At 56.6% G+C, this 13,244-nt stretch carries 10 protein-coding genes and 1 riboswitch; of the genes, 4 read left to right on the top strand and 6 right to left on the bottom strand.

Annotation, left to right across the window (positions count from 1 at the left end; genetic code table 11):
- Positions 1-20: 20 nt before the first annotated feature.
- The 4 genes from O77CONTIG1_RS17400 to O77CONTIG1_RS17385 all read left to right on the top strand — a co-directional run bounded on the left by O77CONTIG1_RS17400 (position 21) and on the right by O77CONTIG1_RS17385 (position 6,315).
- Complete coding sequence (locus O77CONTIG1_RS17400) at positions 21-1,958, top strand: ABC-F family ATP-binding cassette domain-containing protein (RefSeq protein ID WP_068513099.1); 1,938 nt, start codon at positions 21-23, stop codon at positions 1,956-1,958.
- Between the two features lie 200 nt (positions 1,959-2,158).
- Positions 2,159-2,380, top strand: a riboswitch (cobalamin riboswitch).
- A gap of 923 nt (positions 2,381-3,303) precedes the next feature.
- A complete protein-coding gene (locus O77CONTIG1_RS17395) occupies positions 3,304-3,780 on the top strand; it encodes a hypothetical protein (protein ID WP_068513093.1) in 477 nt (158 codons plus the stop codon).
- 68 nt (positions 3,781-3,848) lie between these two features.
- Positions 3,849-4,679, top strand: coding sequence for an acyl-CoA desaturase (locus tag O77CONTIG1_RS17390; protein ID WP_068513090.1), 831 nt, complete (start codon positions 3,849-3,851; stop codon positions 4,677-4,679).
- Between the two features lie 328 nt (positions 4,680-5,007).
- Complete coding sequence (locus O77CONTIG1_RS17385) at positions 5,008-6,315, top strand: SAM-dependent methyltransferase (protein ID WP_068513087.1); 1,308 nt, start codon at positions 5,008-5,010, stop codon at positions 6,313-6,315.
- 120 nt (positions 6,316-6,435) lie between these two features.
- Here the strand turns inward: O77CONTIG1_RS17385 and O77CONTIG1_RS17380 are convergent, their stop codons facing one another.
- The 6 genes from O77CONTIG1_RS17380 to O77CONTIG1_RS17355 form a co-directional block, all read right to left on the bottom strand.
- On the bottom strand, positions 6,436-7,089 hold the full coding sequence (locus tag O77CONTIG1_RS17380; RefSeq protein WP_068513084.1) for a DUF3611 family protein: 654 nt from the start codon (positions 7,087-7,089) through the stop codon (positions 6,436-6,438).
- Between the two features lie 86 nt (positions 7,090-7,175).
- Positions 7,176-7,994, bottom strand: coding sequence for a CPBP family intramembrane glutamic endopeptidase (locus O77CONTIG1_RS17375; RefSeq protein WP_225894607.1), 819 nt, complete (start codon positions 7,992-7,994; stop codon positions 7,176-7,178).
- Between the two features lie 32 nt (positions 7,995-8,026).
- Positions 8,027-9,139 carry a peptidylprolyl isomerase gene (locus O77CONTIG1_RS17370; protein WP_068513079.1) on the bottom strand — a complete coding sequence of 371 codons (1,113 nt, stop codon included), beginning with the start codon at positions 9,137-9,139 and terminating at the stop codon, positions 8,027-8,029.
- Between the two features lie 155 nt (positions 9,140-9,294).
- A complete protein-coding gene (locus O77CONTIG1_RS17365; protein ID WP_068513077.1) occupies positions 9,295-11,007 on the bottom strand; it encodes a hypothetical protein in 1,713 nt (570 codons plus the stop codon).
- Between the two features lie 445 nt (positions 11,008-11,452).
- Positions 11,453-12,340: a hypothetical protein gene (locus O77CONTIG1_RS17360; protein ID WP_068513072.1), complete on the bottom strand. Its 888-nt coding sequence runs from the start codon at positions 12,338-12,340 to the stop codon at positions 11,453-11,455.
- Positions 12,341-12,353: 13 nt separating this feature from the next.
- Positions 12,354-12,812, bottom strand: coding sequence for a hypothetical protein (locus tag O77CONTIG1_RS17355; protein WP_286132380.1), 459 nt, complete (start codon positions 12,810-12,812; stop codon positions 12,354-12,356).
- Positions 12,813-13,244: the final 432 nt, after the last annotated feature.

The following is a 13,244-nucleotide window of genomic DNA, read 5'->3' as shown; positions in this document are numbered from 1 at the left end:
CCGACCCCTGACCCCTAAAAATGGCTCTCTTTAACGTGCGATCGCTCTCCAAAGATTTCGGCATCAAGGAAATTCTCCGGGATGCCAGCTTTAGCCTGGAAGAAGGCGACAAGGTGGGGCTGATCGGCACCAACGGATCGGGCAAATCAACGCTGCTGAAAATGCTGGCAGGGCTGGAGCCAGCCGACAGCGGCGAGATCTGGCGCAATCCGGGTGCAAAGATCGTGTATCTGCCGCAGCAGCCCATTGTGGACGAAGACCGCACCGTGCTGGAGCAAGTCTTTGCCGACTGCGGCGAACAGATGGCGCTGGTGCGCGAGTACGAAGACCTCTCAGACAAGCTGGCGCATGGACACGGCGACTCCGATACGCTGATGGCCAAGCTGTCGAGCGTGTCGCAAAAGATCGAGATGGCCAACGCCTGGGAACTGGAAACCCAGGCCAAGGTGATTCTCAGCAAGCTGGGTATTCAGGACTTTGAGGCGCGGGTGGGCGACCTGTCAGGCGGATACCGCAAACGGATTGCGATCGCCACGGCCCTGCTTTCTGACCCCGACGCGCTGCTCATCGACGAACCCACCAACCACCTCGACGCGCTCTCGGTGGAATGGCTCCAAGACTATCTCAAGCGCTTTCGTGGCGCAATTTTGCTGATCACCCACGATCGCTACTTTCTCGATCGCGTCACCAATCGCATTTTGGAAATCGACCGGGGCGACCTCTACGCCTACTCCGGCAACTATAGCTATTACCTGACGAAAAAAGCCGAAGCCGAAGAATCGGCCGCCAGCACCCAGCGCAAACATGCGGGCGTGCTGCGGCGCGAGCTGGAATGGCTGAAGCGCGGCCCCAAAGCCCGCAGCACCAAGCAAAAAGCCCGCATCGACCGCATCCGCGACATGCAGGCACAGGAATTCAAACAAGCCAACGGCAAAGTCGATATCACCACCGCTGGCCGCCGCATCGGCAAGAAAGTCATCGAACTCACGAATATTTCCAAGTCCTATGGCGATCGGGTGTTGATCAAAGACTTTACCCACAGCTTCAACCCGGAAGATCGCATCGGCATCATCGGCGGCAACGGCGCAGGCAAATCCACCCTGATGAACATCATCACCGGGCGCGTGCAGCCCGACGCGGGCACGGTCGAAATTGGCTCCACGATCCACATCGGCTATTTCGACCAGCACTCCGAAGACCTGGAAATCAACGAAGATCAGCGCGTCATCGACTACCTCAAAAGTGTGGCGGAACTGGTAAAAACAGCCGACGGCAGCGTCATCACTGCGTCGCAAATGCTGGAGCGCTTTCTGTTTTCGCCCAACCAGCAGTATGCGCCGATCAACAAGCTCTCCGGTGGCGAAAAGCGCCGACTGTTTTTGCTAAAGGTGCTGATGGGCGCACCCAATGTGCTGATTTTGGACGAGCCGACCAACGACCTGGACGTGCAAACGCTGGCGGTGCTGGAGGAATATCTGGAGGACTTCAACGGTTGTGCGATCGCCGTTTCGCACGATCGCTACTTTCTCGATCGCGTGGTGGACGTGATCTTTGCGCTGGAAGCGGGCGGCACGATTCGCCAATATCCTGGAAACTACACCACCTATCTGGAATACCTGGAGCGGCAAAAGCAGGAGGCCGCCGAAGCGCCCAAACCTGCTCCCAAAGCAGCCGCGAAGCCTACGACTTCTGAGTCTGCAAGCACGGTTAATTCTTCAAGCAGCGCCACCAAGCCGCGCAAACTGTCTTTCAAAGAAAAGCGCGAATATGAAACCCTGGAGGCGAAAATTCCCGCCCTGGAAGCGGAACGGGATGCGCTGGAAAAGCAGCTTTATGACCAGCCGCCTGCCGACTTTACAGAAATGCAGCAGTTGACAGAAAAGCTGGCCAGCCTGACGACCGAAATTGACGCCGCCACAGAGCGCTGGCTAGAGCTAGCCGAACTGATTGACGCTTAGCGATGTCCTTAAAGAACGCCTGCTTAAAGCCTTTAGAACACCTTAAGAATGTCCTTGAAGCACTATCCCTAGCGTTCCGTTGTGGCTGAGCCATGCTACGCTTAGGAGTGGAGTTGGCGCAAAGCTGTGTGTGTTCGATGCATTCTGGATGGATTGCCTGTCGGATGGATGCCATCGGTCTGTTTCAAGGAGCAATGTGCAGCCCGCCGCTCTGCTTCGGTTCTGGTGGGGATCAGCCACCAGACGCAAGGGGGAAAGTTCGGTGCGAATCCGACGCTGTCCCGCAACTGTGATGAGCGCAACCGCGCAGGATGCTTGACCCTCTGCTTGCCAGGTTCCTTTGGCAGAGCGGATTTGTCAGTTCTTTAGCCTGAGTGCGTTATCTCTGAGTCAGGATGCCCGCCGATAGCACCACCTGATGATTCATCTGCGAGGCATAGATGGTTTCAAGTTTAAGTTTTTTGGGACGCGATCCGGGGCGATCGCCCACTTTGATTTACTCCTTTCAGGCTGCTCGATCCTTTGAAATATCTGAACCGAACGTGGCAGATTCGCTGGAATTTTCACCAGATTTTTGACCACGGAGATCAAAGACAACTGCCAGACCCCTTCAGTTCAGCGATTGGCTCAGCATTTCACAGATTAAAGCTTCAGCATGAGCATGATCTGCATGTCAATGTTTTTGCGTCGTTGGGATTTGCGTCTTCAGCAAATTTTCAGCAAATAGGGTGGCTAGATTCCTCGACTGCTGACCCAATTGGCTGAGCTTTTTCTTGATGATCTAGCGATTCAAAATTGCCTCAGAAATACGCTTGAAACTTCTTTTCTAAAATCTCGTCTAGCTGATGAGCCGTGGGAAAAGAAGGCTTCAAGCAACGCTCTGTCTGGTGCGACCGCAGCAGTAAAACTTTGCAGCGAAATTTTGCGAGTTTGCCCACCTATTGGATAGGTTTCTGATTGGCTAATTTGAGATTTTATCGTTGTTGTAGAATCCCCGATTTTGAGGTTTCTTTGCAGTTGATTAGTCCTCTGTTATTAGTCGAATATTGTTAGCCGAATCGGGTGTGAAAAACTCTCAAAATAACCTTGCAAACTCGCGTGGAGATTGCATATGAAAACGAGTGCATCCCACTTTTGTAACCCTCACCCTAAATCCCTCTCCCAGAGCGGGAGAGGGACTTTGAATCCAGCCCCCCTTCTCCCGTTTTGGGAGAAGGGGTTGGGGGATGAGGGCAAATTTGCATCACTGGGAGTCACCCTCTGAAAACTGCGTAGGTGCGATCAGGCGTGATCATTAATTGTTTGACCTTTGTTTGACCCTTTTGAGTGTTTGATGAGAAGCCGCATGAATGCAAAGGATTGTGTTTGGCAGGGCCTATTAGGCTACTGGCAAAACTTGTTTATCCACCAAAATATGCTGATGTTGGGGTATGCAGCTTGGCACGGCTATATCAGCCAGGGGCGGGGGCTGCTGGTCTGTCGGGTGGCGATCGCCCATCCCCACACAGTGGACTGGAGTGTCGAAACGGTGCCTTTTTCGATGCAGTTTGTGGCGCTGGCAGCCGTGCCGGAGTTTCTGCGATCGCTGGCGGCAGAGATCCAGTCAGACTTGCTAGATGAAGTGGCGATCGCCCGGCTAAAGGAGGCGATCGCCCAACACGACCCGACCCAATCCATCGTGCTGCTAGTCGAGAACAACGGCACGGTCGATATCAACCTGCTTCAGCACCTGGCGATTTCTCCCGCGGACTGCCATCGCCAGGTCGAGCAGCGTTGGGAGGAGTTCGCACCCCACCTGACCGCGTTTCATCCAATGGACTAGCAAACCGATTCTCCGCCCCCGATTTTTCTAAATTTTCCTTACCGGCCTAAGCCAGGAGCTTGTTCTGCATGACCGATGCCCAGTTCAATGTGCCGCGTCCCCGCTGGGACGTGATTAGTTTCACCCTGTTTTTGCACCTGGCTGCTTTGCTAGCTTTTGTTCCTGCCTTTTTTAGCTGGTCAGCAGTGGCGCTGGCAGTGTTCTTGCATTTCATCACCATCGGGCTGGGCATTTCCCTTGGCTTCCATCGGCTCGCCAGCCACCGCAGCCTCAAGGTGCCGCAATGGCTGGAGTACTTTTTGATCATCTGCGGCACGCTGGCGGGCCAGGGCGCAGTCAAGGGCTGGGTTGGCTATCACCGGATGCACCACCTGCATTCTGACGAGGTCGGCGACCCGCACGACTCTAGCCTGGGCTTTTGGTGGTGCCACATCGGCTGGCTGATGCATCAAGTGCCGAGCCAGTCTCAGCTTGCCCGCTACACCAAAGACATCGCCAACGATCCCGTCTATCGCTTTTGCCATCGCTACTACATTCCGATGCAGGTGGCGCTGGCGGTGCTGCTCTATGCGCTGGGCGGGATGCCGTTCCTGGTGTGGGGGATTTTTGTGCGGCTGTTTGTGGGATTCCACAGCACCTTCCTTGTCAACAGCGCCTGCCACATGGTGGGCTATCGGACGTATCAGACGGGCGATCGCGCGACAAACTGCTGGTGGGTGGCCCTGCTCACCTTTGGTGAAGGCTGGCACAACAACCATCATGCGTTCCAGTCCTCGGCTCAATTTGGGCAGCGCTGGTGGGAGATTGACGGGGCGTGGCTGGTGATTCGCGCCCTGCAAGCGGTCGGTCTGGCGACTCAGGTGAAAACCATGCCCGCGTTCAAAGCGAATCAAGGCTAATTAAAGAGAAATCTTCAGGACTTACGCACTTGAAGCCTACAGCTCTGATCCCCCCTAGCCCCCCTTAATAAGGGAGGAACTCCGGAAAGCCCCCTTGTTAAAGGGGTTTGGGGGATCTAACTGCACAAGTCCTTGAAGCCTACAACTCTGATCCCCCCTTAGCTCCCCTTAGTAAGGGGGGAACTCCGGAAAGCCCCCTTGTTAAGGGGGTTTGGGGGATCTAACTGCACAAGTCTTAGAGAAATCTTGCTAAGACTCCTTTAATTGACTCCTTTAATTCCTGACTGGCTCACTCCCTCTCATCGGTATTTTTCTCACAGGTATTTTTATGACAAAACCCGTTTCTTCGGTCGAACGTCAGACCTTGCAGTCCGACGCGATCGCCAACCCAGGCGCGACAAGGGCGATCGCCGACTGGAGCAAGCTGCCCAGCGGAGAGCGCTACCTCTACCGGCTCTTTAGCCTGATCGACGCGGCCGACTTTACCGTGGTCAACCCGGCGGGGCAAGAGTTTCGCTTTGGGCAGGCGGGCGCATCAGAGCCGCTGCGGCTGATCATCCACAATCCCGGCACCTACGATCGCGTCTTGTCCTTTGGCACGCTGGGCTTTTGCGAAGCCTACATGGAAGGCTGGTGGGACGAGGCGAATAACAACCTGGTGGAGCTGATTGGCCTGTTTTATCGCAGCAATGTCTATGCCAAAGCCAGCAGCAAAGTGACGCTGCCGCTGCTGTTTAAGGTGTTGACTCAGCGCCTCAAAACCGTGCCCGTGTTGATTCAAAACAGCCGCAAAAACGTGCAGCATCACTACGACGTAGGCAACGACTTTTACCAGCTATTTCTCGACCCTACGCTTACCTATTCCTGTGGCTATCGCCGCCAAGAGGGCGACTCGCTGGAAACGATGCAGTTGCAAAAGTATGAGCTAATTTGCAAAAAGCTGGGGCTAAAAGCTGGCGAAACCCTGGTGGATATTGGCTGCGGCTGGGGCGGCATGTTGATCTACGCAGCGGAGCGCTACGGCGTGTCAGGGACGGGCATCACCCTTAGCGTAGAGCAGGCGAAGCTGGCGCAGGAGCGAATCGAGCAGCGGGGGTTGGGCGATCGCATCAAAATTGAAATCGCTGACTACCGCGAGTTTCACGGCCAGTTCGACAAGTTCGTCAGCATCGGCATGTTTGAACATGTCGGCAAGGGTAGCTTTGCCACCTTTATGCAGCAGGCTAACGCGCTGCTGAAACCCGGCGGTGCCGGACTGCTGCACACCATCGTCACCCAGAGCAACGAGCGCAACGGAGCCTGGGTAGACAAGTACATCTTCCCCGGTGGCTATGCGCCCCAACTGCATGAGCTGACTCAGGAGCTATGGGCAGCCAAGCTTGCCGTCGCCCACTGCGAAAACCTCAAGCCCCACTATGCCGAAACGATGAAGCGCTGGGCCGCCAACCTGGTTCGCAATCGAGACGCGATTCGCGCATTGGGCGATGCTTATGACGAGAAATTTCTGCGGATGTGGTATCTCTACCTGCAATCTTTTGAGGCCTCGTTCCGCTACGGCAGCCTGCATGTCTATCAACTGCTGTTCTACAAGGGCAAGCCCTGGCCGCTGCCTATGCCGCTCGATTTCAGCTGGTGATGTTTGTGTAGTGGGGTTTGCTTAGCTCAGCTTGGGCGATAACGGCAGCCTGGGAGTCGGGCGATCGCCCAAACCCCGCCAAGTCATCGGCCCAACACCAAGGCCCAACACCAAACGCTTCTAGCTGCGGCTCATCACGCGCAGCAGCCAGAGCGAGGCGACAATGCCGATAAAGTGCGCCATGTTGATGTTGGTCGTTGCCAGCACCAGCAGCATATCCAGCGGATTCACAAAGCGGGCGGCGCTGCCCGAAAAAATGGCAAACCCCTGGGCCGATGCCTTGATCACCAGCGACCCGATAATGGCCTGTGCGCCCAGAAACGTGAGCAGCATTCCTGCTAGATTGATCATCAGCCCCACGCGCAAAAGCTGAAAGGCCTCGCCGCGCTTGGGACGCACCCGCGTATCGGCGGTCTGGAGGCGGCGGCCGAGTCGGGCATAGCGAAAGGCCCAGAAGACGCTGGCGGCTAGGGCAAGCAGTCCCAGCGTCGAGAAAAATGCACCCGTGCCTGTTTCGGTCGAGGTGGGCGAGGGCACGCCGGGGGTTGCTGTGGTGGCCCCAGCAGCCAGCCCGAAACTCGCAAAAACCAGCGACCCAGCCGAGATTACCCCTGGGACAAGCTGTGCCCAGAAGCTGATCCAACCCGTGCGCCGAAACGCCAGCGCCACTCGCTGCACCGCAGGCGGCAAGCTGTGGGAAGACTCGATGCGGCTAGACTGGCTGGGTCGGCTGGAGCGGCTGGAGATGGGGCGATCGCTATAGCTTTCTGGCATGTCTGGGCGGGGGTAAGGGTGTCCCTGGGGTTTCGTCTATTGTATCGGGTGGGTGGGGTGATGAGGAGACGCGGTAGCGGAGAGGATTATTTAGAAGATTGATGGAAAGCGCGCGATCGCACGCTGAGCGCCAACCCGCCCAGACAGAGAAACCCCAGCACGCCCGCCAGCGGATTTTGGTTGATACCCGTCATCCATTCGGGCGCTTGTCCTGTATAGCGAATCAGCGAGCCGACATTCACCAGATAATAGCCCCAGACCATGCCACCATGCAGCCCGATCGACAAGCCTATCCGCCCCGTCTGCCGCTTGGCCCACACCAGCAGCAGCCCCAGCAGCACTAGCCCAAAGAACTGCGGCGAGGTGGCAATCACCTCATTCAGCGGGCGGATGAAGTGCAACACGGCAAAGGTGAGCGCGTTGGCCCAGAGCGCGGTTTTGGGAGAATAGTCGCGCTCTAGTTCGTCCAGCAGCCAACCGCGAAAGACGGTTTCTTCGGCAAGTCCATAGCCCAGCCCCACGCCCAGCCCTTCTAGCAGAAGGCGTGGAATTGGAAGAGAGGGCGATCGCCACGTAGCCCACCCCAGCACACTCATCAGCCCAAACAAAAACATCAGGCTGCCAAAGCCCATGCCTAGTCCTTGCAGCAGATCTCGACCCATTGCCCGCGTGCCCACCAGTCCATAGTGGGCGAATCCGCCCCGCCGCCCGTACACCCAGCGCCCCCACGCCCACAGCAGCCCAAAAAACAGCCCAAACAGCACAGGCATTACCAAAATGCTAATCGTGTTTGCGTCGTTTACAAGGGCATAGACCAGCACGACGTAGGGCAGCCATAGGCCCAGCAGCACCAGCAGCAGACTGCCAATGCGGAGCGGAAAGGGTAGGTAGGCGAGGCGATGCAAGGGCAGGAGTTTCGCTGAGTGGGGTTGGCGGATTACGGCTCCACCAAATTTTCCAAGCCCGAAGTCACCTTCATCGACCGGATTGCGTCGCCTGCCTTCAGTTTTTCCAGCACTTCTTTGCCTTCGACGACGTAGCCGAAGATGGAGTAGCGTCCGTCTAGCAGGTTTAGCCCGGCGGGGGTGAGTTCGGGTTCAAACAGGAAGAAGAAAAATTGGGAGGAGCCGCCGTTGGGGTCGCTGTCGGGGTGGGCCATGCCGAGTGCGCCAAAGGCAGAGAAGGGCAGCACGGGCTGATCCAGATAGCGGCCTGCATCTTCCAGGGTAATGCCGTAGGTGGGGGCCTTGTCGCCCTGCACCATCACCTCCAGGGGAATCTTGCGCTCTTGCTTGGTTTTGGGGTCGATAAAGCCATCTTCGGGCCCTGGCGGGTCGCCAATTTGCAGCACGTAAAAGTCTTCAGCGCGGGTGAACTTTAGCCCGTCATAGAAACCGCGCTGCACCAGATCGACAAAGTTGCCTGCTGTGACTGGCGCATTGTAGCCGTCCACCACTGCCACCATATCGCCCTTATCAGTCTTGATGCTGATGGTGGCGCGGCCCTTGAGCTGGGGTAGGTTGCTGTATTCCTCCGGCACTTCGTAGGGGAACTGGGCGACCATCAGCTCCTCAAGCTGCCCCACCATGTCGAGCAGTTCGGAGCGCTTTTCCCACAAGGCAGCTTTGTTGTTTTCTTCAACGGCACTCCGCATGGCGTTGATGCCCATTTCCAACTGGGTGATCAGCAGCCCAGCCGCCGCTTGGCGATCGCCCGGCACGCTAGCCAGGATTTCCTTTTGCTTGGTATTTAGAATCCGCTCCATCTGCGACAGCTTGGGGTTGATGGCGTTGAGGCTGGTGCGGCTGATGCGGAGCGGCGTGGACAAATCTTCGAGCAGCGTTTGCAACTGGCGCACAGGCTTATTGTTAATCGGCAGCGCGTAACGCAAAATGGCGCGTCCGTCGGTGATGGCGTTGCCCTGCGGGAGGGCGATCGCCGCTAGGTTGCTATGGGCAGTTCCCCATCCCACCAGCAGCAGCGTCATCAGTAGAGAAACGGCTCCGGCTTTCAGCCAGCGGGTGAAGGAACGCTTGGGCAGTTGAGTCATGGTTCTGCAAGAGCAACAACAGGAATCGGCTTCCTGTCTGATTTTGCCATAGCGCGGGCCGTGTGGCGGAGTTGGATGTTCGGGGAGTAGAGATTCCACAAATGCTCCAATCAATGCTCCAATCAATGCTCCAATCTTTCAACACTTGAACACGCTCAGCGACAGCGATACAAGTCGTAGCTATAGCCGTTGATCCAGATCTTGCGAATCTCCTGGGCGGTGCAGTCCGGCTGGTTCACGTCTTCAGCAGCGTGCCAGTTGACCAGCCACAGGTCAAACGGGCGCGGTACCTGGCTTAGCACCTGGTTCAGCGTGGCGGCGGGGGTTAACGTGTTCTTTCCGCCATGTGCCAGGATGAATTGCGGCAGCGTGTAGGGGCTGGCATCGGGTGCAAGCGCAAACTCGCGGGCAATGCCCATCATTTCGCCCGTTTGCACATGGGTTTGGTGGTCGGTGGCGACGAGGATGGGGGCTTCGGTATATTTCCGCATTTGGGTCGCCAGTTGTTCGGGTCGGTAATACTTCTCGTAGCCCAGGTTTACTGCAACCGAGAGGGCGCTGAGAAATCCGAGAAACAGAATGCTGAGAACCGCAGTTTTGCCTGTTTTGGGAAACTGGCGTCGCGGCGCATACCAGCGGCGTGAAATCCACGGTTTGGGCGCGGTTGCTGGATCGAGCAGATTTCCCCGATTCCACAGCGTCGCCAGAGCCGCGCCCAGCAGCGCCACCACCGCCGGAAAGTAGATGAAGTTGTAGCGTGCGCCCCGCGTTACATCGCGCCCCAGCCCGTAGGTAATGAGCGTCATTACCACAATGCCGCTCAGCACCAGTCCGCCCAGCAGCACCGTTGCCCATCGCGTTTGGGGATTTTTTAGCAGCGTTTTGAGGCTGCGAACCAGCAGCGGCACAAACCAAATCAAGAAGGCAATCATCACCACCGCCGCCACGCCCGCCAGCGGCAAAAAGTCTGCCTCCAGCGGCAGCAAAATCACCATCACCACCCAAGCTGCCAGGAACTGGAAGATCGGGTTTAGCCACATTAATAAATTGCTACGATCGTAAAAAATCCAGTCCGTCAGCGTGCTGTTTTGCGTTTCGGACAATTCGGGCAGCCAGACGAGGCAAGCCGCGAGGGAGAGGAGGGCGACGGTGAGGAGTTGAGGAGGGACGGAGAGCGGGGGAGGGGGGGAGAGAGGGAGAGGGGGGGAGTGTTGGAAGCGCCAGAAGAAGAGGAGGGCGATCGCCTCGCTCAGCAAACTCAGCATGACGAAATAGTGAACCGCCACGCCCAGCGCATTCACCCCAATCCACACGGCGCAGAGCCAGAGCGGAATCGGTGCTTGCGCTTGCATAAACCGGACAGCGGCAACCAGGCAGCAGAAAGACAGCGTAATCAGCAGCATTGCCAGCGTGTAGTGGCGGGCATCTTGCGCCAGAAACACTGCATAGGGCGACACGGCATACATCACCGCTGCCAGGTTTGCCGCCAGACGCGATCGCCACGCCAGCCAGCCCAGCGCGTAGATCGCAGGCACCGTGAGAATAGCAAACACCACGGAGAGCGATCGCCCCACCCACAGACTGACAATGCCCTGCGGCAGCGCTGGAAACAGCTTCAACCAGAAATGCGACAGCAGAAAATACACCGGCGGATGCGTACTCTCGCTCATCAGATAGCGCACCACATCCTGCGGCGTGCCCTGCGGCTCCGGGCGCAGCGGCGACAGTAGCACCTCCGACGAAATCACCTGATCCAGCGGCACCGTCCGAAAACTGTGCCCCAAGCTAAACACCAGCGTCGAAAACTCATCCGTCCAAGGCGGCTTGCTGCTCAAATACGCAAACCGCACCAGCGCCGCCAGCGCCATCCACAAGAGCAGCAGTGCCCAGGGGCATGTTGCAAACCAATCCCTTAAACCTTTACTCACACCACGCATGGAAATCGACAAGTCTTTAGGCTAGCAGGCGGGAGGGGGGTTGGGGTGATGAGGTTGGAATGCGATCGCCCCCTGCCGCCCATGCAATGCGAAGCGACCTCTCGGCACAACCAGAACGCCCGTAGGAGGGGGTGTGGGGGACGCTTCGTCCCCTGCAAAGGGGGTTTGGGGGATATCCCCCAAGGCTGTTGGCTCGGCAGACAGAGTTCGCCCAGTCGCCAAAAACTCCTGCAAACTCCAAAGACACTGAGCATAAAAAGCGCTGCTGCGAGCAACCTCGAAACAGCGCCGATGGGTTTCTGTCTGTGGAGATAGAGGGCGATCGCCCGCCGCCCCAAACTTTTCTGCTTAAACCTCCGCCACTAAATCTCCGCCACTAAATCTCCGCCACAGCCCGCTCAATCAGGCGACGAGCCAGCGTTTGCGTGCCCGTGTGAGAGTAATATTTCACCGCAATATCCAAAAACGCGCCCAGATAGTCGAGCTTATCCTTCGACACATCCGCCACCTGCACCAGGCGATCCACAATCCCTTCCTGGGTCAGGTTGTTTTGAGTCACCAAGTCACCCATCCAGCCCTTCACCGACTCAAAGCTCTGGCCAATAAAATTCAGTTTTCCTTCTGAGTTTCCACCCGGAATCAGTTCATTCACACCCTTAAAGGTCTGGTTTTGCTCCAGTTCCTTCGGCGAGAGTCCGTTGATATAGGTTCCTACTTTCTGGATAAAGCTGGGCCCCAGCGGCACCAGCCCATCAAACGACACCAGCGCCGCCATCCGCAGCAGCGCCTCGCCGCCATAGTCGCCCAGCGCCGCCAAAAAGTCGCCCAGGCTATCACCCGGAATGCCGTTGATCTGGCAAAAGGCGACCACCTCCGTCACCAGCTTCACGGCCAGGTCAATGCTCTGTGCCTGTTCGGGCTTGGGTGCGAGGTGCTTGAGCAATCCCAAAAAGGAAATATCCTGTCCAACGCGATTCGCCAGCGCCGCCGCCCCCAGCGCACTGGAGGCACTGTCCACTGTGTTGTAAAGCCACAGCGCCTTTTGATAGCCCTGCGACTTGTCGTTATAAAGCTGGACAGCCCGTTCGCCAATCGCCTGGATCATGGCAGGGTCGGTTTCCATCGTCACTGCTTTGATCGTGTTATCAAAGCCGACCAGGTTTTCCCAGTGACCCGGCACCACAAAGTCCAGAGATTTGAGGGCGCGGACAGTCAACCCGGTGGTGGGCAAATCATCCACGATTTCATAAATCGGTTTACTCATGGTCAGCGCTCCATTACTTCAGCTTGGACAGGCCAATCAGGTCAAATTTTTGAATCCAGGCGCGGCGATTTTCTTTGGTGAATTCTGGATCGCGGCTGAGGGCCTTGACCTGATAGCGATCGGCCACGAGAATGCCAGTCTGGGTGTTGCCGATTTCCAGGACAGGATAGCCCGCCAGTTTTTCGGTGGCGCTGTCATATTTCTTGGCAGCAGTTGGCAAACTAGCCGTGTCAGAAATCGACAACAGCGCCATGTCTTTTGCGTCTTTCTTGAGCTTGGCTTCGGCAAAGCCTTTTTTCTCTTGAGAAAAGACGACGGTGTAGCCCTGACCAGAGCTAGGAAAGAACTTATTAAAGCTGCTGCCTTGTTCAGCATCTTTGGCAACGGCTCTTGCGCCCCGCTGGGTGGAATCTTTTTGCACCTGAGCATAGGGCGAGTCGTCTACTTTGCTACAGGCGGTAGCACCAGACAACAGCAAAACGGATAGCAGTAAAGCAGCTAGTGCCTTACGCCAATTAAAACGGATCATCCTACTCTCCTTATGAAACACGGTTGAATGAAACACGGTTGAGGGTGGCTGGGTTTTACGGGCGATCGCCGCTCTGGTGTGAGGTTGTAGACGGATTGTGAACCTTGTGTAGCATGGGGCAACCCACGATTCAAAAAAGAGCCATCTGACAACGCTACAGCTCGTCTAAAACACCCTAATATGAGGCTTTTTACGGCGTTCAGGACATAGCATACCGCTTGTGGTCACATTTTCTCTGTATCTATCTCGAACGCTTGGTTAGGTTTTGTAAATCTCTCAGGAACTCAGGAGTGGGATTTTTCTTGGCATGGAAAGGCAAGAATCTGGGTGTGATACGCTCTGGATTGCAGATCGGATTGCATACAGCACTGAACA

Origin of the sequence: Leptolyngbya sp. O-77 (assembly GCF_001548395.1) — a bacterium.
Classification (GTDB): domain Bacteria; phylum Cyanobacteriota; class Cyanobacteriia; order Elainellales; family Elainellaceae; genus Thermoleptolyngbya.
This window is presented reverse-complemented; position numbering and strand designations above follow the sequence as displayed.

What these genes read in the sequence shown, in the direction of transcription:
- O77CONTIG1_RS17400 (WP_068513099.1), top strand. Translation starts at nt 21, where the DNA reads ATGGCTCTCTTTAACGTGCGATCGCTCTCCAAAGATTTCGGCATCAAG.
- O77CONTIG1_RS17395 (WP_068513093.1), top strand. Translation starts at nt 3,304, where the DNA reads ATGAATGCAAAGGATTGTGTTTGGCAGGGCCTATTAGGCTACTGGCAA.
- O77CONTIG1_RS17390 (WP_068513090.1), top strand. Translation starts at nt 3,849, where the DNA reads ATGACCGATGCCCAGTTCAATGTGCCGCGTCCCCGCTGGGACGTGATT.
- O77CONTIG1_RS17385 (WP_068513087.1), top strand. Translation starts at nt 5,008, where the DNA reads ATGACAAAACCCGTTTCTTCGGTCGAACGTCAGACCTTGCAGTCCGAC.
- O77CONTIG1_RS17380 (WP_068513084.1), bottom strand. Translation starts at nt 7,089, where the DNA reads ATGCCAGAAAGCTATAGCGATCGCCCCATCTCCAGCCGCTCCAGCCGA.
- O77CONTIG1_RS17370 (WP_068513079.1), bottom strand. Translation starts at nt 9,139, where the DNA reads ATGACTCAACTGCCCAAGCGTTCCTTCACCCGCTGGCTGAAAGCCGGA.
- O77CONTIG1_RS17365 (WP_068513077.1), bottom strand. Translation starts at nt 11,007, where the DNA reads ATGGCGCTGGCGGCGCTGGTGCGGTTTGCGTATTTGAGCAGCAAGCCG.
- O77CONTIG1_RS17360 (WP_068513072.1), bottom strand. Translation starts at nt 12,340, where the DNA reads ATGAGTAAACCGATTTATGAAATCGTGGATGATTTGCCCACCACCGGG.